At 69.1% G+C, this 17,756-nt stretch carries 20 protein-coding genes; 8 read left to right on the plus strand and 12 right to left on the minus strand.

What is annotated here, in order from left to right:
* Positions 1-119: 119 nt before the first annotated feature.
* On the minus strand, positions 120-1,328 hold the full coding sequence (locus tag ACFYX0_RS42525; RefSeq protein ID WP_388979872.1) for an alpha/beta fold hydrolase: 1,209 nt from the start codon (positions 1,326-1,328) through the stop codon (positions 120-122).
* Between the two features lie 8 nt (positions 1,329-1,336).
* On the minus strand, positions 1,337-2,062 hold the full coding sequence (locus ACFYX0_RS42530) for a flavin reductase family protein (protein ID WP_388979874.1): 726 nt from the start codon (positions 2,060-2,062) through the stop codon (positions 1,337-1,339).
* Positions 2,063-2,835: 773 nt separating this feature from the next.
* Between ACFYX0_RS42530 and ACFYX0_RS42535 the strand changes: the two genes are divergently transcribed.
* Both ACFYX0_RS42535 and ACFYX0_RS42540 read left to right on the plus strand, forming a co-directional pair.
* Positions 2,836-3,807 (plus strand): hypothetical protein, encoded by a 972-nt coding sequence (locus tag ACFYX0_RS42535; protein WP_388979877.1) that lies wholly within the window; start codon positions 2,836-2,838, stop codon positions 3,805-3,807.
* 50 nt (positions 3,808-3,857) lie between these two features.
* A complete protein-coding gene (locus tag ACFYX0_RS42540; RefSeq protein ID WP_388979880.1) occupies positions 3,858-4,310 on the plus strand; it encodes a winged helix-turn-helix transcriptional regulator in 453 nt (150 codons plus the stop codon).
* Positions 4,311-4,390: 80 nt separating this feature from the next.
* On the opposite strand, the gene ACFYX0_RS42545 is transcribed toward ACFYX0_RS42540, so the two are convergent.
* Complete coding sequence (locus ACFYX0_RS42545) at positions 4,391-5,995, minus strand: FAD-dependent monooxygenase (protein WP_388979883.1); 1,605 nt, start codon at positions 5,993-5,995, stop codon at positions 4,391-4,393.
* 83 nt (positions 5,996-6,078) lie between these two features.
* On the opposite strand from ACFYX0_RS42545, the gene ACFYX0_RS42550 reads away from it, so the two are divergent.
* Together ACFYX0_RS42550 and ACFYX0_RS42555 are read left to right on the plus strand one after the other, a co-directional pair.
* Positions 6,079-6,651: an Lrp/AsnC family transcriptional regulator gene (locus ACFYX0_RS42550; RefSeq protein WP_388979886.1), complete on the plus strand. Its 573-nt coding sequence runs from the start codon at positions 6,079-6,081 to the stop codon at positions 6,649-6,651.
* Positions 6,641-7,054: an Lrp/AsnC family transcriptional regulator gene (locus tag ACFYX0_RS42555; RefSeq protein WP_388979922.1), complete on the plus strand. Its 414-nt coding sequence runs from the start codon at positions 6,641-6,643 to the stop codon at positions 7,052-7,054. Before ACFYX0_RS42550 ends, ACFYX0_RS42555 begins: the two co-directional genes overlap by 11 nt.
* A 393-nt stretch (positions 7,055-7,447) precedes the next feature.
* On the opposite strand, the gene ACFYX0_RS42560 is transcribed toward ACFYX0_RS42555, so the two are convergent.
* The 3 genes from ACFYX0_RS42560 to ACFYX0_RS42570 form a co-directional block, all read right to left on the minus strand.
* Complete coding sequence (locus tag ACFYX0_RS42560; RefSeq protein WP_388979889.1) at positions 7,448-7,951, minus strand: HD domain-containing protein; 504 nt, start codon at positions 7,949-7,951, stop codon at positions 7,448-7,450.
* Between the two features lie 218 nt (positions 7,952-8,169).
* Entirely contained in the window at positions 8,170-8,607 is a 438-nt protein-coding gene (locus ACFYX0_RS42565; protein WP_388979892.1) for an SRPBCC domain-containing protein, read from the minus strand.
* A complete protein-coding gene (locus ACFYX0_RS42570; protein ID WP_388979895.1) occupies positions 8,604-8,912 on the minus strand; it encodes an ArsR/SmtB family transcription factor in 309 nt (102 codons plus the stop codon). Before ACFYX0_RS42570 ends, ACFYX0_RS42565 begins: the two co-directional genes overlap by 4 nt.
* Positions 8,913-9,049: 137 nt before the next feature.
* Between ACFYX0_RS42570 and ACFYX0_RS42575 the strand changes: the two genes are divergently transcribed.
* Positions 9,050-10,009 (plus strand): TIGR03086 family metal-binding protein, encoded by a 960-nt coding sequence (locus ACFYX0_RS42575; RefSeq protein ID WP_388979898.1) that lies wholly within the window; start codon positions 9,050-9,052, stop codon positions 10,007-10,009.
* 152 nt (positions 10,010-10,161) lie between these two features.
* Positions 10,162-10,470, plus strand: a complete 309-nt coding sequence (locus ACFYX0_RS42580) for a hypothetical protein (RefSeq protein ID WP_388979900.1) — start codon at positions 10,162-10,164, stop codon at positions 10,468-10,470.
* Positions 10,471-10,529: 59 nt separating this feature from the next.
* Here the strand turns inward: ACFYX0_RS42580 and ACFYX0_RS42585 are convergent, their stop codons facing one another.
* On the minus strand, positions 10,530-12,116 hold the full coding sequence (locus tag ACFYX0_RS42585) for a Na+/H+ antiporter (RefSeq protein WP_388979903.1): 1,587 nt from the start codon (positions 12,114-12,116) through the stop codon (positions 10,530-10,532).
* A gap of 131 nt (positions 12,117-12,247) precedes the next feature.
* On the minus strand, positions 12,248-12,733 hold the full coding sequence (locus ACFYX0_RS42590; protein WP_388979906.1) for a MarR family winged helix-turn-helix transcriptional regulator: 486 nt from the start codon (positions 12,731-12,733) through the stop codon (positions 12,248-12,250).
* 57 nt (positions 12,734-12,790) lie between these two features.
* On the opposite strand from ACFYX0_RS42590, the gene ACFYX0_RS42595 reads away from it, so the two are divergent.
* Positions 12,791-13,639 (plus strand): alpha/beta fold hydrolase, encoded by an 849-nt coding sequence (locus ACFYX0_RS42595; protein WP_388979909.1) that lies wholly within the window; start codon positions 12,791-12,793, stop codon positions 13,637-13,639.
* Positions 13,640-13,700: 61 nt separating this feature from the next.
* Here the strand turns inward: ACFYX0_RS42595 and ACFYX0_RS42600 are convergent, their stop codons facing one another.
* Positions 13,701-14,525, minus strand: coding sequence for a hypothetical protein (locus tag ACFYX0_RS42600; RefSeq protein WP_388979911.1), 825 nt, complete (start codon positions 14,523-14,525; stop codon positions 13,701-13,703).
* A 231-nt stretch (positions 14,526-14,756) separates the two neighbouring features.
* Positions 14,757-15,779: an NAD(P)-dependent alcohol dehydrogenase gene (locus tag ACFYX0_RS42605; protein WP_388979914.1), complete on the minus strand. Its 1,023-nt coding sequence runs from the start codon at positions 15,777-15,779 to the stop codon at positions 14,757-14,759.
* A 127-nt stretch (positions 15,780-15,906) separates the two neighbouring features.
* Here ACFYX0_RS42605 and ACFYX0_RS42610 point away from each other — a divergent pair, with 127 nt between their 5' ends.
* Positions 15,907-16,572, plus strand: a complete 666-nt coding sequence (locus tag ACFYX0_RS42610; RefSeq protein ID WP_355914113.1) for a TetR/AcrR family transcriptional regulator — start codon at positions 15,907-15,909, stop codon at positions 16,570-16,572.
* 81 nt (positions 16,573-16,653) lie between these two features.
* Here the strand turns inward: ACFYX0_RS42610 and ACFYX0_RS42615 are convergent, their stop codons facing one another.
* On the minus strand, positions 16,654-17,067 hold the full coding sequence (locus ACFYX0_RS42615; protein ID WP_388979916.1) for a cytidine deaminase family protein: 414 nt from the start codon (positions 17,065-17,067) through the stop codon (positions 16,654-16,656).
* A gap of 167 nt (positions 17,068-17,234) precedes the next feature.
* A complete protein-coding gene (locus tag ACFYX0_RS42620) occupies positions 17,235-17,642 on the minus strand; it encodes a nuclear transport factor 2 family protein (protein ID WP_388979919.1) in 408 nt (135 codons plus the stop codon).
* Between the last annotated feature and the right edge of the window lie 114 nt (positions 17,643-17,756).

The raw sequence follows: 17,756 nt of genomic DNA on the forward strand, positions 1-17,756 counted from the left end.
GCGCCCTGAACGTTCTACGGGCCGGGCTGGTCCGTCGCGACGCCGCACCGGCATAGCGAGAAGCCCCCTCGTTCACGAGGGGGAGGAGTCACGAATATCCTCCTTACTGAAACTCGGGCTCAGCCCTGGTGGAACAGATCGGCCGGGACCACACCGCGCAGCCGCTTCCCCAGCTCCGCGGAGAACCGGTGCAGAGCACCAAGCGGACGGTGATGGATGGCGATCCGGACGATCTGCCCGTTGTCGTCCTTGGTCAGAATGGTCACGCCCTCGATGGGCATGCCACCGAACGCCGTGGCCCGCCACTCCAGGTAGACCCGATGGCCGTTGACAGCCTCCTGAGTGAAGGCAAGCGACTCGTAGATGCCGCTCGCCGCACCCATCACGCTCGTGACCTGGTCCCGGCCTTCGACCGGACGGGTGAGCGAACTCGCCTCCAGCACCACATCCGCGGCGAACGTCTCCCTGAACGCCTCGGCGGACTTCTCCTCGAAGGCGTCGGTCCATCCCAGCGGGCGTACGGCCGATGCCGCGGCCTCGTCGCCCGAGGGGAGCACCCCGGTCAGAAAGTGGTCGAGATGACCGGCGACCTCGACCGGCCGCTCAAGATGCACCCAGTGTCCTCCCCCGCCGACCGACACCGACTCGACCGAGCCGAACCGCGGCGCGACCAGCTCGCCGACCAGCTCCTCGGTGACAAACCCGTCGCCCTCGCCGCGGATGATCAGTACCGGGTGCGTGAAGCGACTGGGCCGCTCGCCTGCCGGGTGACCGGCGTTCCAGCAGTCGGTCATGTCGCGGACGACGTCAGAACGCATGCGCACTCCGGTCGCGATCAACCGGTCGAGTTCCGCCTCCGGCAGCGCGACCGACAGCTGCAGCCTGACCGCGCGCTGCGCTTCGGCGTCTCCGCCCAGCGAGCGGAAGGGGTCGATCGCCTCGACGGGCAGATGGGTGCCCGCCAGCGGCGCCGGAGTCACCAGCACCAGGCCGACGGCCCGCTCCGGCCGCTCCGCGGCGACCAGTTCGGCCACCGCTGACCCCATGCTCTGGCCGACGATCACAAAGGGCTTGCCCAGCGCGTCGACCACGGCGCCCACCTCGTCGGCGAACCGGTCGTACCCGAACGGCCCACCCGCCGCCGTACGGTCTCCGGAACCGGCCAGGTCGAGCGTCACGCACTCGACGCCGGACGTCGTCAGCTCGGCGATCAGCCTGTCCCAGACGTACTGGTCATCAAGGAACCCGTGCACGAACACGACGGCGACGTCGCCCTCGCCCTGTCGGCGGAACCGCACATCGGTGTTCCCAACCCGCTCTGTCCTCATCACTGTGCTCACTTTCCGGGAGATGACACCGCGCCGGAGGGGGACCACACATCGGTGTCGATCGGGGACCAGTCGGCCGGGTGTGCGTCCAGGCGCTGCATCCGACGGCCGTCCCGGGCCGTGAGCAGGTCCTTGTCCAGAGGCGTGGTGAAGACGTTGTCGACCAGCGTGTACTCGGCTGCCAGTCGGCCGACGGCCGGCAGGGCGGCGGTGTCGATCCGCCCACGCTCCAGATAGAGATCGTCCCGGACGTGGAAGCGCACCACCCTGCCCCACACCACATGATCGACCCCGTCGTCCCCGACCGGCATGATGCGGTCCACAACACACTCGAACGCGATCGGCGCCCCCTTGACCCGGGGCACGCGCACCACCTCCGACGGCGCCTTCTCCAGCCCGAGCGCCTCGAACTCGTCCACCTCCGGGCCGAACTCGAATGCCGAACTGTGCATGGCGTCCGCCTGCGGCAGCGTCACCAGGTTGGTGACGAACTCGCCGGTGTCACGGATGTTGACGAACGTGTCCTTGAGCGTCACCCCGTCCTCCCGTGGCTGCAGGGAGATCGAGACCATGGGGGGCTTGCGTCCGACCGCGGTGAAGAAGGAGATGGGCGCGAGATTGGCCACGCCGTCCTGGGACACCGTGCCGACCCAGGCCACAGCGCGCGGAATGATGCTTCCGATCAGCAGTTTGTACGCGGAGGCAGCGTTCAGCTCCGCAGCGTCAATGATCACCGGAGACCCTCTATCCGTTGAGACTCGGCACATGGACCAGCGCTGTCGCGCCACGTCCACGGCCGGAGGAGTGACTCGCGGGGCGGTGCCGAACCGGAGGCCCATGGCCAGCGCCTTACATCGCACCCTCGTTCAACGTAAGCATAAGCATTTCGCTTATGTCGAACAAGGGGGGAGCAGCAAGGGCTCCCGTTACACGTCGACACACAAAGCCACAGGGTCGTACTGCGAACGTCTCTAACGGATGTGCGGAGGCGCGATCCGCAATGCCCCCTAGGATCCAGCACCATTGCAAGCCCAGAGCCCCGCACCATCAGCGTGTGATCCGCATGTCGACGCAAGCATATGACTTTCGCCTCTTAGCAGAGTATGAGCCCTGCTGTGCGCCATCGTCTGCGCTTGGCGATCAAGGTTGAGCTCGGCCGACAGGACGCGCCAAGTAGTTGGTCGGCATATGCTGGACGATGACAGTTATGTCACCTCGAGGGTGGCGACCGGCCAAGTCGGTTTAATCTTGCAACCAGTATTGAGGTTGGCGAAGAGCTCCTCTTCATACGGCGCCCGGCCGCCTGACCGACGCATCCGAAGCCCGAAACCCGAAACCCGTACTCAACCGAAAGGTCCCGATGGAGTCGCTCGACACGCAACGGTTCATGGTGGACACGCCCACTGACACGGGACAGGCTCCCCTCCCCGGCGCGTCTGGGCGGTCCGCGGGGGCTCACGCGCGCAGGCGGCAGTCGCCGGCTTTTCGCGGGGAGACCATCGGTCTGATGTCCATCTCGCTGGGGACAGCCGGCCTGGGCGGCACATGGCAGTCCGCGTCAGCGACCGTCTCCGCATCCTTCTCGGTGAGTGATGCGCTGTTCGCTCTCAGCGTCCTGATCTGGGTGATCCTGCTGGTGCGCTACCTCCGCCACGGCGGGGTGCGGTGGCGCAACATCCGTGACGACCTGCACCATCCCGGCCAAGGGTTCGCCCTCGCCTACGTCCCCATCGTCGGCATGCTCTCGGCCGGGCACGTCTCCCACTACAACCTGGACCTCGCACGCGGGGTCTACATCTTCTTCGGCGCGACAGCGGCGATCATCGCCGCTGGCCTCGTGGCCCACTGGGTCACGGGGGGCCTCGACTCGGCACCGTTGCACCCCGGCTATCTGCTTCCGGTGGTGTCGGCCCCGTTCGTCTCCAGCGTCACGGCCTCGACCCTGCGCTACCCGGAACTCGCGGCGGCCACCTTCGCCGTAGGGATCCTGTACTGGCTCGCGTTCGGCACCGTGATCCTCGGCCACCTTGTCGCGAACGGCGGCAACATGCCCGCCCCCGCCCGCCCCACGCTCACCGTTCTGATCATTCCGCCGGCCACCGGAGGTCTTGCCTGGACGGCCGCTCACCACGGCGTGCTCGACCCGATCGCCTACGGCTTCGTGGGGTTGCTGCTCTTCACGCTCCTCATCATCGCCTTCCTGCTCCCGGACGTGCGCCAGCAGTCGTTCCACTACGGGTACTGGACCTTCTCCTTCCCCGTCGCCACCAGCACCAACTTCCTCATCCGCTGGCTGGCAGGCACCGGCACCTCCGGCTGGCGGGCCGCCACCTGGGTCCTGCTGACGCTCGTGAGCGCGGTGTTCCTGCTCCTGTACGCGAGCACGCTCCGGCATGTACTGTGCCGCCCGGCCAGGACGGTCGCCCAGGAGCCCGCGCCCGCAGAGGCCGCAGAGGCCGCAGAGGCCGCAGTAGTTTAGAGAAGCAACCACCCGCAGACGATCACCACTCTCCGACCGAGGGGGCCACTGTGGTGCAGAGGACCAGATCCACCGACGCCGCATGCCCAGTGGCACGTTCACTGGACCAGATCGGCGACTGGTGGTGGCTGCTCATCGTCCGCGACGCACTGGACGGCGCACGCCGCTTCTCCGAGTTCCAGAAGCGCCTCGGCCTGGCCAAGAACATCCTCAGCGCACGGCTGAGCAAACTCGTCTCCCATGGCATCCTCCGCCTGGAGCCCGCGTCCGACGGCAGCGCCTACCAGGAGTACGTGCTCACGGAGAGGGGCGAGTCGCTGGGCATTGTGCTGCACGCCCTCCGGCAATGGGGTCAGGACTTTCTCTTCGCTCCGGACGAGGAGCCCCTGCCGCTCGTGGAGCAGCGGACCGGCACGCCGGTGGCCCGCCTCGAGCTCACCCTCCCGGACGGGCGCGTGCTGCGCCCCCACGAAGTGGAAGTCCTCAGGGACTTGGACAACTGACGTACTCCGACCTGCAACGGGCCGTGGACACCCGTTCCACTGGCAGCCCCGATGGGAGTACGCCCTTCCGTTCGGCCCGGTCATGCCGTGACACGGATGGGCCGGACAGCCTGTCGTACGGCCTCGGTCAGCGCTGTGGTGGGGTTCGCGGTGGCATGGGTGGTGCGCCAGGCGATCACGTGGTCGGGGCGGACCAGCATGGCGCCGTGGTCGCCGATGCCGCAGACATCGGTCGGCCGTGCCGTTCCGGAACGAGCCTGCCGGGGCAGCTGAGCAACGCCGAGGAAGGTGCCTCGTGGATCCACCTCGTGTGCGGCTCGTACCCAGCCGTGCCCTTCGGGCCCGGAGAGCAGCAGATGGCGGCCGTCGCGGACCAGGTCGAGCGTCGAGAGGCCGTCGTACCGGCCGGTGAGGAACATGTGCGGCAGGCGGGTGCCGGGCTCGCCCCGCCAGCGGCCCGGCTCGTCCACCTCCGGCACGGAGCGGTCCGGATCGTCGCCGGGCATGCGGTAGCGGTAGCCGATCGCCACTGCCGCCTCGCTGAGCAGGGGACGACTGTCGACCGGCGTTTCGGCGCGGTCCCCGAGGCGCAGCAGCGCCTGCTCGACCGTGAGCCTGCCCACCGCATGGCGCTCGGACGCGTAGTCGTCCAGCAGCCCCGGATCGGCGTCGTCGCGTAGTACGGAGACCAGCTTGACAGTGAGGTTCCAGGCGTCCTGAATGCCGGCGTTGGCGCCGAAGCCACCGGTCGGCGGGGTGACATGTGCCGCGTCTCCAAGCAGGAAGACCCGGCCGGTGCTATAGGCATCGGCCACCCAGCCGGCCATCTGCCACGGCCGGTTCCCGGTGATCGTGAAGCGAGACGCGGGTAGCCCGAGCGCGCGTGACACGATGTCACGGCGCCGCCCGGTGTCGAAGACGGTATCCAGGTCGACGGCGGCGGGGCTGTACGTCACCGACACCGTCCCGCGGTCGTAGGCGGTGTTCCAGGAGATGAAGGCGCGCTCGGGCGTGTCGGTCCAGGCCAGGGCGAGGCGGCGGCCCTCGAGGACCGGGCGAAGGTCGGCCTGGAAACCGATCTCCATGACGTGCGAGACCGCCTTGTCGCCGCTGTGGCTGATACCGAGCCCTTCTCGGATGGCGCTGCGGTTTCCGTCCGCGGCCAGTAGATAGTCGGCCTCCACGGTGTACGGCTTCCCGGCCGGGTCGAGCATGTGGGCGACGACATGGTCGTCGTACCGGCGCAGGTGGAGAAATCGGTGACGGAAACGAAGGTCGGCGCCGGCGGCGCGGGCGTGCGCACGGACCACCTCCTCCAGATCGGCCTGCTTGACGAGCGCGCTCGGACAGGGCGAGACGTCACCGAAGTCCGCCGCGGCCGGCAGAAGCCAGCGCCGCACTTCCGGCCCCGCAAGAGAGCTGACCACCGCGGCGTGATCGGCCGGCGGAAGACTGTGCTGGACGGCGTATATTTCCTGGTCGGCCCCTACGCAGCGGTACGCCTCCATGGTGCGTGGATAGAACAGCTTGGCCCGTAGCCGGGTCGACACCGCCGGGTGCTTCTCGACAAGGACGGGGGCGATGCCGCGCGCGGCGAGGAAGAGCGCGGCCGAGGACCCTACGATGTTGCCGCCCACGATCTGGACGGCGGCGTGCTCAGCTGGTATCCGGGAATCCGTGTTCATGGCCTCATCGTGTCCGCCGCCCGGGCCCAGGTCCGCCCACAGGCCCTAAGGTCGGTGAATCCGACACGATCCGAGGTCTCACGATGGAATCCGACCACTACGACGAGATCGACCTTCGGATCCTCCACGCCTTGCATCTGGACGCACGGGCGTCCTTCTCCCGGATCGCCTCCGTCGTCGGAGTCTCCGACCAGACCGTCGCCCGGCGTTACGCCCGGCTGCGCGCGGAGGGTTCCCTGCGCATCTGGGGACTGACCGATCCCTCCCGGCTGGGCCACATCGGGTGGCTGGTACGGATCCGCTGCACGCCGGACTCAGCAGGCGACGTCGCGTCCGCCCTCGCCCGGCGGACGGACACCTCCTGGATCAGCCGCACCGCCGGCGGCACCGAACTGGTCTGCCGGACCTCCGCCCCCACCCCCGCCGACGAACTGCTCCTGAAGACGCTTCCTCGCAGCGCGCGGATCCTCGACCTGAGCGCCCACTGTCTGCTGCACGTCTTCTTCGGCCGCAGCGACAGTGTGATCACCACGGGGCGTCCTCTCCCCCGAACAGACCACGCAGCTGAGCCCACAGACCTCATCGGCGGCCGACCCGGCCGGACCCGTCCACCTGGACGACATCGACCACCGCATCCTCTCCCTGCTGCGGGGTGACGGCCGCCTACCGCTCAACCAACTCGCCGCCGAGACCGGGGTGGCGCAGTCCACGGTGCAACGCCGGATCGCCGACCTACGCGACAGCGGCGTGCTCTACTTCGACATCGACACCGACCGCGCACGGCTCGGGCTGCCGATCCGCACGCAGCTGTGGCTGACGTTGCCGCCCACGGATCTCGCCGCTACCGGCCGGGCGCTGGCCCGCCAAGCCGAGGTGGCCTTCGCCGCCGCCATCACCGGCACCCGCAATCTCTACGCTTCTGTCTCCACCCCCAGCGTCCCAGGGTTCTACGAGTACCTGACCAACACCGTCTCCGGGCTTCCGGCCGTCGAGAGCTCCCTCGTCCTGCACACCGTGAAAGGCCCCGCGGGCATCCGCAGCCCAGGGACCGACCGCTGAATCACAGAAGGTCGAGAGAGGGGTGTGGCGACTCCTCGGCCGTCCCCGCGCGGTCCCTCGGCCCCAGCCCCGCTCAATGGGTACAGGCAGGTGCAGGGGTGCGCACCCGTCCGGCCCGAAGTAGGGCTCCAGGACCACGGGCGAGCCGGCTTGCAGTCACCCGATCAGGTGTGACGTCCGCGCCGGGCGCCGGTCTATTTTTGCCGCTCAGCAGTGCTGATTGGCCCCCGCGTGGCCCGCCGTCCCAGGCCCGGCGGGCCAGCGCCCCGAAAGGCGCCGTCGCGAGGTAAACGGAACGTACGCTTCCGTCAGCCAAACCGGAAGCCCCACGGCCGTGTGCTCCAGCTCACATCACCCCTACCAGCGACCAGGGCGCAGAGGGGACTGATGGGCCTACCGCTCACACAGCTCGGCAATCAGCGAGGGATTGACGATCGAGAGGACGACCTCGATGTGCTTGCCGTCGGCGGCGGCCCAGAGCGTGTCGCGCGCTTGGCGGTACTTCGCAGCCAGCCGATCACGCTGCTCGGCCGGGAGCCGGGCGATCCGGTCGGGGTGGCTGTTGTGCGCGTTGTCGGCGATCTTCACAAGGGTTGCGTCTCGGTTGCCCGTGATGCGCTTGATCTTCTCGCCGTAGGGCACACCGGGCTGGTTGGTCACGGTCTCCACGACCGAGACCACATGCGCCGGCACGCCAACCGCCATCAGCTGCCGGGCCGTCCAGTCGGTGTCCTCGATCACGTCGTGCAGCAGCCCGGCCATCACCAACTCCGGCCCGAACGGCGCGAGTCCGGCAGCGACCGCGCGGACATGCTCGACATACGGGACGCCGATCCTGTCGACCTGTCCGGCGTGCGCCTTCGCCACGAAGTTGTCGACTTCCTCGACAGTCTGCATACCAACTCTTCTCGTTCGAGGGCCACTTCGCGCTTCGTGCAGGTCAGCCGACGTTCCCGGACGGTCAGGTGGCGAGGTGTCGGAGACTTCTACGATGTTCGAGACGCTCCGTCAGCGGACGCCTGATGGAACATCAACCACCGCCCCACAGCCGACGGGACGCCACTGTCCATCAATAACTGACGCGGCACCGGCCCGATTCTCCAGCCCGCGCGCAGTCACATCCAGGCGTCGGGGCCCGGGTCACCGCCGGCGGCGCGGGTGGCGAGGCGGTCGGTGTAGTGGCGCCAGCCCTCCTCGTGGGCTGCGCAGGCTTCGGCGGTGGGCAGGCCGCTGTGGGTGAGGCGGAGCTGGGTGCCCTCGCCGTCGGGAGCCAGATCGACGGTCACCGTGCTGGATCCGGGCGGGACGTCCGGCATACCGCCCTTGGTCCAGCCCCAGGTGAACACCACACGGTGGTACGGGGTGATCTCCACGAAGGTGCCGGCGGCGTGGTTGTCGCCGGTCACATTGGTGGCGTAGGCGCCCCCTGGTTCGAAACTGAAGGTGCCGTCCGCGCCCATCCAGGACAGCCACTTGTCCCGGTCGGTGAAGAAGCCGAAGACGGTCTCCGGGCGGGCGTTGATGCGTTTCTCCACGGTGACGCTCGAGGTCATGGCCCCTGGCTCCGTTCGGCTGCTTCGGCGAGCGCGGCGAGGGTGTCGAGCCTGACCGCCCACATGGACTGGAGATAGTCGGCGAGCGGCCCCATGCCCTCGCGGTCCGCCTGGTAGATCCGCTGTCTGCCATCCTTGCGCAGGCTGACCAACCCCGCCTCGCGCAGCACCTTCAGATGCTGCGAGACGGCACCGAAGGTCACGTCGAAGTGAGCGGCGATCTCGCCGGCACTCAGCTCCCGGTCCCAGATCAGCCGCAGGATCTCGCGCCGTCGGGGCTCGGCGATGGCCTGCGTCGCGTCCATGGGGACATGCTACCTGCACATTTTAGTGACTGCTCAAGTTTGACACCTCCGGACGCCGATGTTTTAGTCATGACTGAAATAAGTGCCCCAGCCGACCCGGCCACCGAGCGCACGCCCCAGCGAAGGGACCCCCACCCATGTCCGCCATCACTCTGCAGACCCCGATCGCCGCCCAGCCCGCCGCCGTCCATCAGGCGGTGGCCACCGCCGAGGGCATCACCGGCTGGTTCACCGACCGTGCCCGTGTCGAGGGCGGTGTCCAGTACCTGACCTTCCCCGGCTACCCCGGGCCCGCATGGCAGTTCAAGGTCACCGACGACCGTCCCGAGCGCGTCGCGATGACCGTGCTGGCGGGCCCGCCGAACTGGATCGGCACCGAGATCGTCTACGCCGTCCAGGCCACGGCCCAGGGCAGCGAGCTGCACTTCGCGCACACCGGCCTGAACAGCGACGACCAGGACCACGCGATGATCGAGCGCACCTGGGCCGAACTGATGCAGATCCTCAAGGGCTACGCCGAGACCGGCCAGGCCGCCCCGAAGTTCGTCGCCGAGACCCCGCTGACCGAGGTCGCCCGCGTCGTCGCCGACCTCGTGCGCACCCTGCCCGCCGAAGCGATGGCCGCTCCGACCCCGTGCCCGGGATTCACCGTGACCGGGCTGCTCGCCCACGTCGCCCCGCTCCTGGTGAACTCGGCCCGCGCCGCCCGCAAGCTCCCGCTCTCGGAGGAGCCCGTCACGGACGCCTCTCCGGCCACCGTGGCCGACCTCGCCGTCCAGGCCGCTGCTACGTGGGCCGAGCCGGGTGCTCTGGAGGGCATGACCACGTTCGGACCGGGCGAGCTGCCCGCAACGCTCGCCTCCGCGATCACACTGCAGGAACTGGCCCTGCACGGCTGGGACCTGGCCCGTGGCGCGGGCCGCGAGGTGGTCCTGGCCGAGGACACCGCCCAAGCCGTGCTTGCGGTCGTCGAGCAGATCGGTGACCAGGCCCGTGCCACCGGCGGCTACGGCCCGGCCCTCGACACACCGGCGCACGGGGGTCCCTTCGAGCGCGCCCTCGCCGCCAGCGGCCGCGACCCCCGGTGGACGGCCTGACCCCGACACCACTCCCGGCGCCCGATGTGCGCGGATCCCCGCGACCGCGCACCGGGCGACTATGACGAGGTACACCCGCCGGGCTGCCACCGCTGATGCACCGGGAGCTCACTCACCCATGTCACAGCAGCCGGCCCTACGCAAGGACGCCCATGACCGCCGCAGAGCACTTCGACCGACTCGTCACCGATCTCGCCGACCGCGGGGTCGCCCGCGCCGCGATGTTTGGCAAGACCACACTCAAGAACCGACACGGCAAGGCGTTCGCCGTCCAGCAACCCGACGCCCTCGTGTTCCGTCTGATCGCCGGCTCACCCGCGTTCGACCAGGCCCTCGCCCTGCCCGGCGCCGCGGTCTTCGAGCCCGCGCCCGGCCGCGCCATGAAGGACTGGATCGCCGTACCGGAGGCGCACGCCGACCACTACCCGCGCCTCGAAGCCGCTCTGGACGCACTCGGCTGAAGCGCACACCAAGCTCCAGGACGCGGTCCGTACGCCGCCCGGCCGCCTGGGACCGGAGGTCAGCCGCGGGCGCGGAGGCTGGCTTCTTCGAGGTCGAGTTCGCGCTGGATACGGCGCCGGGTGGCGTTGCTGATCTTGTTCGCTTCGTAGAGGCGCTGGAGTTCGGCCGCCTCAATGGCGATGAGTGTGCGGCGTACCTCGCGGTAGGCGTCGGCGGGACGGGCGTCCGGATCGCTGTAGTGGGCATCGTCGGCCTGCTGCACGCGCGCTTCCAGATGGCGACGGGCCTGCTTCAAGGCGGCCTCGGCCGCGGCGCCCAGATCTGCGAGCTGGTCCGGATCGCCGAGCTGTTTGAGCTCTTCGAGAGCTGCGTGGGCGATGTGCCGACGGGTCCGGGCCTCCTCGCGTGCGGTGTGCTCCGGTTCCAGAGCGATGCCGGAGCGGCGCACGACAGGCGCGAGGGTGAACCCCTGGAAGATCAGGGTGAGCACGATGGTCCCGGTGGTGAGGGTGAGGATCAGTGCTCGGTGCGGCAGCGGCGCCCCGGTGGCGGTGGTCAGCGGGATGGAGAGCGCGGCGGCCAGCGGCATCACGCCTCGGGTGCCCGCCCACGACAAGACGGCCGGAACGCGCCAGGAGAGCCGACTGTCGCTCCCCCCACGCCGGGCATGGATCAGGGCGGACAACGGGAAGACCCACAGCAGTCTGATCGTCAGCACGGTGAAGGCGATCACCGGTACCCACAGCGGCCAGCCGTGCTCATCGCGTGCGAGCTGATGGACGGCGGAGGGGAGTTCGAGGCCGATGAGGGCGAAGACGACGCTCTCCAGCAGGAAGGCGACCGTGTCGTAGACGGCGTGGACCTGGATGCGGATAGGGGCGTTGCTGAGCTTGTGGCCGGTGCTGCCGAGGACGACCCCGGACACGATGACGGCGGTCACGCCGGAGCTGTGCGATTGCTCCGCGATGACGTACGAGGCGTACGGAGTGATCAATGCGATGACGGTCTCCAGTATCGGGTCCTCGGTGCGTCTGCGAATGAGGGCCACGACGATGGCGACCGCCGCCCCGATGAGGGCTCCTCCCCCCGCGAGGATCAGGAACTGCTCGACGGTCCCGGCCACACTGATCGCGCTGCCGGAGACCGCGGTGACCACCGCGACCTTGTACAGGACCAGGGATGTCGCGTCGTTGAACAGGCTTTCCGCCTGCACCATGGCCTGCACGCGCGACGGTAGGCACAGGCGCCGGCCGAGCGCGGTGACGGCCACCGGGTCGGTGCTGGCCAGAACGGAGCCGAGGATGAACGCGGTCGCCGTGGTCAGCGGGGTGATCTCTCGGGCGACGTAGCCGACCGCGACGGCCGACGCGAGAACCAGGCCGAATACCAGGCCGGTCACAGGCCGCCATACGGCGCGTACGTCGCGCACGGAGATCTCGCCGGCCGCGGCGTAGAGCAGCGGTGGCAGCACCAACACGTTGATCACGTGCGGCGGCAGACGAACCTCGGGGACCCAGGGCATCAGCCCGACGACCAGACCGGCGATGACGAGGAGCGAGGGGGCGGGCAGGCTCCAACGCCGGGCACCGGTCGCCACAGCGGTGGCCAGGACCACGAGGAGCAGAATGACGATCAGGCCGGTCATGGAGCGTCCCCGCTGGGTTACGGCTTGTTACCCCCCTCTGGCCAGGTACTTTCCCAAAGTAGCCGACCCCTGGCGGTGCTGCACCGTACAAGGCACTGGTGTTCCGGCTCCACTTGTCGTGGTGCCGTTGCTCAGTCCACGTCCACGTCTTCGAACAGCGCGTGCATAGCGCCGAGTACGCGAAGGCACGCGTCGATGTCCGGCATGGTCAGATCACCGTCCACGCGACGCAGCAGTGCGTGCTCACGTGCCCGCACCGCGCCGATCGCCTCCCGGCCCGGATCTGTGAGCCGGATGAGCGGCGACCGGCGGTGCGCGGGGTTGGCGACGCTCTCCACCAGACCCTGCCGCGCCGCGTCGTTCACCGTGCGCTGCACGAACTGCCGGCTCAGCGCCTGCGCCCGCCCCATGTGCGGCACGGTCATCGGCCCCCGGGTGCGCAGGAGATCGAGGACCGCGCGCACCCCGACGGACAGGCCCTCGGTCGGCGCCGCCTCCTCCACCTTGCGGTGGACCCGCCGGTAGAGCGGGCCGACCAGGTCGAAGACCTCAGTGAGGCGTTCGGCCAGTTCGTCCGGGGAGGGCGTGGTGGGGGCTGCGATGCTCTCGTCGGTCATACGGCCATGATGACACCTAGGTTGTCAAAGCAGCGCGGAGATGACACCTTGGTTGTCATGAGTGCCGATCTCGTATCCGCCCCGATCCGCTCACTCAAGACCGCCGACGGCTGTCTCGCCTACCGCGAGGCGGGTTCCGGGCCGCCCCTGGTGTTCCTGCACGGTGGCTTCCTCGACCACCGCATGTGGGAGGAACAGTTCCGAGCCTTCGCTCCGCGCCACCGGGTCATCGCGTTCGACGCCCGTGGACACGGCGGGTCGGACAATGCGGTCGGCCCCTTCCGGCACGCCGACGACGTCGCCGCGCTGCTGCGGAGCCTGGACGCGGACCCGGCCGTGCTGATCGGCGTCTCGATGGGCGGGGCCACCGCCGTCGACTGCACACTGGAACACCCGGAACTGGTCCGCGCGGTCGTCGTCAGCGGCGTCGGTACCAGCGAGCCCGTCTTCGAGGATCCATGGGCGCTGGACGTGTTCGCCGCCCAGGAGCTGGCGCTGGCCGTGGGTGACGTGGCGGGCTGGGTCGACGCATTCATGCGATTCACCGTCGGCCCGCACCGCGACCTGGCCGCGGTCGGTCCTGACGTGGTGCGCCGTGCACGGGAGATGACTCTCGGCACTCTCGCCAAGCACACGCCCGGTGAGCCCGACCATCGGGTTCCCGTCACGGCCACCTGGGAGCGCGCGGCCGACATCGCCGTTCCCGCGTGCGCGATCAACGGCGCCGTGGACGCACCGGACCACCTCGCCATGGCCGACCGCCTGATGAAGCTTGTCCCTGGCGGCCGTACCGTCACCGTCCCGGACGCCGCGCACTACCCGAACATGGAGAATCCGGCAGGCTTCAACGCCGAACTGGCCTCGTTCCTGGAGACGACATACGGGAACGGCGCGTCGACCGCCTGATCCGCACGACGCTCCGACGCGGGGCGTGGCCTGCTGACGAGACGGTCCGGTTGCCCTGCTCTCAGCGGCGGGTCGGCTGAAGGCGCGTTATGCGGTCGAGGTCGCCGGCGAGGAGGTCACGGTGGCTGATCGTGAAGTCCCCGTTGGGCAGGGCCTGTTCTCGGCCGTAGTGCCGGCCCAGGACCGCGTCGGGGAGGAAGGTGCGCAGGCTGTGCCGCATGCCTCTCGGGTAGTCGACAGGTTCGCCCCAGCCGGCGGGGGCCTGGTCGGTGGAGAGCAGGACCCAGTGGTCGACGGACACGGCGGTGTCCAGGTCCGGCGCCGCTCCGGTGTGGCTGTCCAGGGCCGGCAGAGTCAGCCGGTCCGGGTCGAGCGGCGGATACCAGAGCAGCAGGGGCTTGGCACGTTGGGCGTCTGCGTTGTCGAAGCAGCAGACGACGACGGTGTGGTCGGGGAAGTGGTCGGCGTAGAAGCGCAGGAGGCCGGGGTCGAGGTCAGGGCGGCGGTGCGGCGGCACCTGCCGCAGCGCGGCGGGGATCGTGGTGGGGTCGGCGGCCAGGAGCACCGTGTAGACGTCGTGGTCGAAGATCTGGACGGGCTCCGGCTCCGCGCTCATCCACGCGATGTCGTCGGCTCCGGTGGCGTCGGTTTCGACGGCGGCGACCATGCGCTGCAGGACGTCGCCGGTGCGTCCGGCGGAGAGGAAGTGCCTGGGGGTGAGTTGCCTGGTGGGCAGGTGCAGCAGCATGGCGTTCGGGCCGGCCGCCAGGTTGACGGCGGTGTTCTGGTAGCCCAGGACATGGATGAGGCCATGGACGGGATGGTGCTGTCGCCCGCAGTACACGATCGTGCCGGAAAATGCGGCCTCACCTGTCGATGTACACATGGCGGCAAGCTACCGCCCCGGTCCGGCGGGACCGAGGGATTTACGGTCCGAGCAAGACAGACGGCAGTTTCTGAGGTACCGACGAGCCGGGCTGAGAGGCACCGACGGGTAGGCCTGGGGGAACGTAGTTACGCACCATCGCACCGAGGGCGATCACGAAGCTCAGCGTGAACTGGGATTCCTGGCGATGGCCGCCGGCGGTTGGCATGTTGGCGGCGTCTGCCCACGGCATCACTCGGCGGGCACGGCGAGTGCCAGCTTGCCCGTGACGCGGCCGTCGAGAAGGTGCCGGATGGCGGTGGCGGTCTCGGCTAGCGGGTGGACCCGGTCCACGACAGGGCGGAGCACGCCCGTATCGATGAGAGCGGTCAGGTCGCGCAGCCCATCGGCGTGCTCGGAGGCAATGAAGGTGCCCAGATGCTGGCCGACGAACGGGGACAGCATCTGTGCGCGAAGCTGCCGGTCGGTGCCTCCGAGCCAGGAGCCGTCTGTCTCGCCACCGGTGATGACCAGCCTGCCGCGGGGCGTGAGGGCGCGGCGCAGATCACGCAGACCGCGGTTGCCTGCGATGTCGATGATGGCGTCGTAGCGTTGCGGACCGGCGAGGAAGTCCTCGCGGGCGTAGTCGATCACGCGGTCGGCGCCCAGCGCGCGTACGGCGTCGAGCTTGGGAGCACTCGCGACGGCCGTGACCTGGGCACCGAAGGCGTGGGCGAGTTGGACGGCGAAGGTGCCCACGCCGCCGGCGGCTCCCGTGATCAGGACCTGCTGGCCGTCCTGGACCTTGCTCCTGTCGCGGACCGCCTGGAGTGCGGTGAGCGCGCTGACGGGTACCGTCGCCGCCTCCTCGAAGGTGAGTCCGGCCGGTTTGGTAGCGATCCTGTCGGGACGGGTGGCTGCGTATTCGGCGAACGCGGCGACCGCCGTGCCGTAGACCTCCTCGCCGGGCGCGAACCCGGCCACGTCGGAGCCGACGGCCTCGACGACACCGGCGATGTTGCGGCCGGGGTTGGGGAGCTTCGGCCTGCGGAGCCCGCTGACGGCCCGGACCGCGTACGGCAGACCGGCCATCATGTGCCAGGTGCCCCGGTCCACGCTGGAGGCGCGCACCCGCACCAGTACCTCGCCCGAACCGATGGTGGGCCGGGCGAGCCGCGCCGTGCGCAGCACGGCCTCCGGCTCGGCGCCGTAGTGCCCTTGGATGACGGCCACCATCGTCTGGGTCCCACCGGTGATTGAGATCGGCTCGCTCATGTTCCGCATCGCTATGGCTCCCGGCTGCGCTTACTTACAGCGTAAGTTTGACTTACACCGTAAGTAGAGCACTTACGACGTAAGCTCGTCAACGCTGGGAGACCCCGAGAGGAAGTGACCGTCCACCGTGACCCGACGTACCACCGCGCAGCCGACCCGCGAGACGCTCACCCGGCAGCGGGTGCTGCATGCCGCCGTCGAACTCGCCGACAGCGGCGGTCTGGAAACGCTGAGCATGCGCAAGCTCGGCGAGGCCGTCGGAGTCGAGGCGATGTCCCTGTACAACCACGTGGCCAACAAGGAGGACCTACTCGACGGCATGGTTGACCTGGTCTTCGGCGAGGTCGAACTGCCCACGCCGGGTGACGACTGGCGACAGGCGATGCGGCAGCGGGCCATCTCCATGCGCCTCGTGCTGTCCCGCCACCGCTGGGCGATCGGGCTGATGGAATCGCGGTCCACTCCGGGTCCGGCCACCCTGCGTCATCACAACGCCGTTCTCGGCTGCCTGCGTCAGGGCGGATTCTCGCTCGCGCTGACCGCCCACGCCGTCTCGGTTCTCGACAGCTACATCTACGGGTTCGCCCTGCAGGAGAAGGCCTTGCCCTTCGACACCCCGGAGGAGACCGCCGAACTGGCGGAGTCCATCATGAGCGGTTTCGGTGACGGCGAGTACCCGTACCTGGCCGAGATCGCGACCGCTCACGTCATGCGTCCCGGGTACGCCTACAGCGACGAGTTCGTATTCGGACTGGACCTCATCCTCGACGGCCTCCGGCAAGCGGCGGACTGACGAGTCCAAGGCGCGCACTCGGAGTTCCAACTCGGCGCGGGCCGAGGGAGGCAACTACCGCAAGACTTCGGTAGTGGTGATTCACTCGGCATCGAGCTGGTGGTCGGCCCAGACATAGCTTTCAGGCAGCAAGTCGGCGATCTGCACGGTTCGGATGCGGTCGTCTTTCCCGACGATGACCTTGAGGGTGGGGAAGTAGTCGAGAAGGGCCTGTCGGCACCGGCCGCACGGGGGAACAACCCCTCGGTCGCGGTCGCCCACGGCGACGATCGTGTCCAGCTCGTAGGCGCCCTGGGCGGCGGCCGCACCGATGACGACCAGCTCGGCGCAGGGTCCTCCCGTGAAGTGGTACGCGTTCACCGCGGTGACGATCCGGCCGTCCCGGGCACGGGCCGCGGCTGCCACGGTGTGGTTGTCGCCCCGGCAGCGAGTGCGAGCCATGTGCTCTGCGGCCTCGATGAGTTCGTGGTCGACGGGGTGGGTCTGCGCGGTCATGTTCCCTGCCTTCGTCCGGTCCCAGGCAACGTTGGCCCGTGTGACATGGGTGTGCAAACGAATATCGCCGGTGTGCCTGTACCGCCAGATGATGCAGCGGCGGCGACACCACGCCGCCAGGACCAGCTTCCGAACGGCGCGTCAGTCACCAGGGCGACCGGCGCTCGCTACGTGCGCAGGTGGCGGCTCACATCGCCCACCAGGTGGATAAGAACCCGGCGTTCGACGAACCGCCACTCCCCCTCGCGGCGTTCGAATCGGTCGCCGTACCGGCCCGCGGCGATGGCCTGCAACGGGAAGTCAGGCAGGGCTTGAAAGACGGTGACGTAGGAACGCGCAGTGGCCGTGCCCGCCTTCTCGTCGGCCCTGACGGCGATGTTCGTCGTGGCGTGGTGGGTGCGCGGTGTGCCGTCCTCGTAGAGGATCACGGTGTCCCTGAGCATCCGCTCGACGGCCTCGCGCCCCTCGGCGGGTGCCCCGCTTCCCACGAACACCGCGTCGGCGAACAACCCGCCCACGCCGGCGAAGTCGCCGGAGTCGACCAGTTCGGCGTATCTGGCAATCAGGCTCGTCACGGCGACATCCGTGGCTGCGTTCGTGACTCCTCCCCCTCGTGAACGAGGGGGCTTCTCGCTATGCCGGTGCGGCGTCGCGACGGACCAGCCCGGCCCGTAGAACGTTCAGGGCGC

This window comes from Streptomyces sp. NPDC002573 (assembly GCF_042889625.1).
Taxonomy (GTDB): Bacteria; Actinomycetota; Actinomycetes; order Streptomycetales; family Streptomycetaceae; genus Streptomyces; species Streptomyces gibsoniae.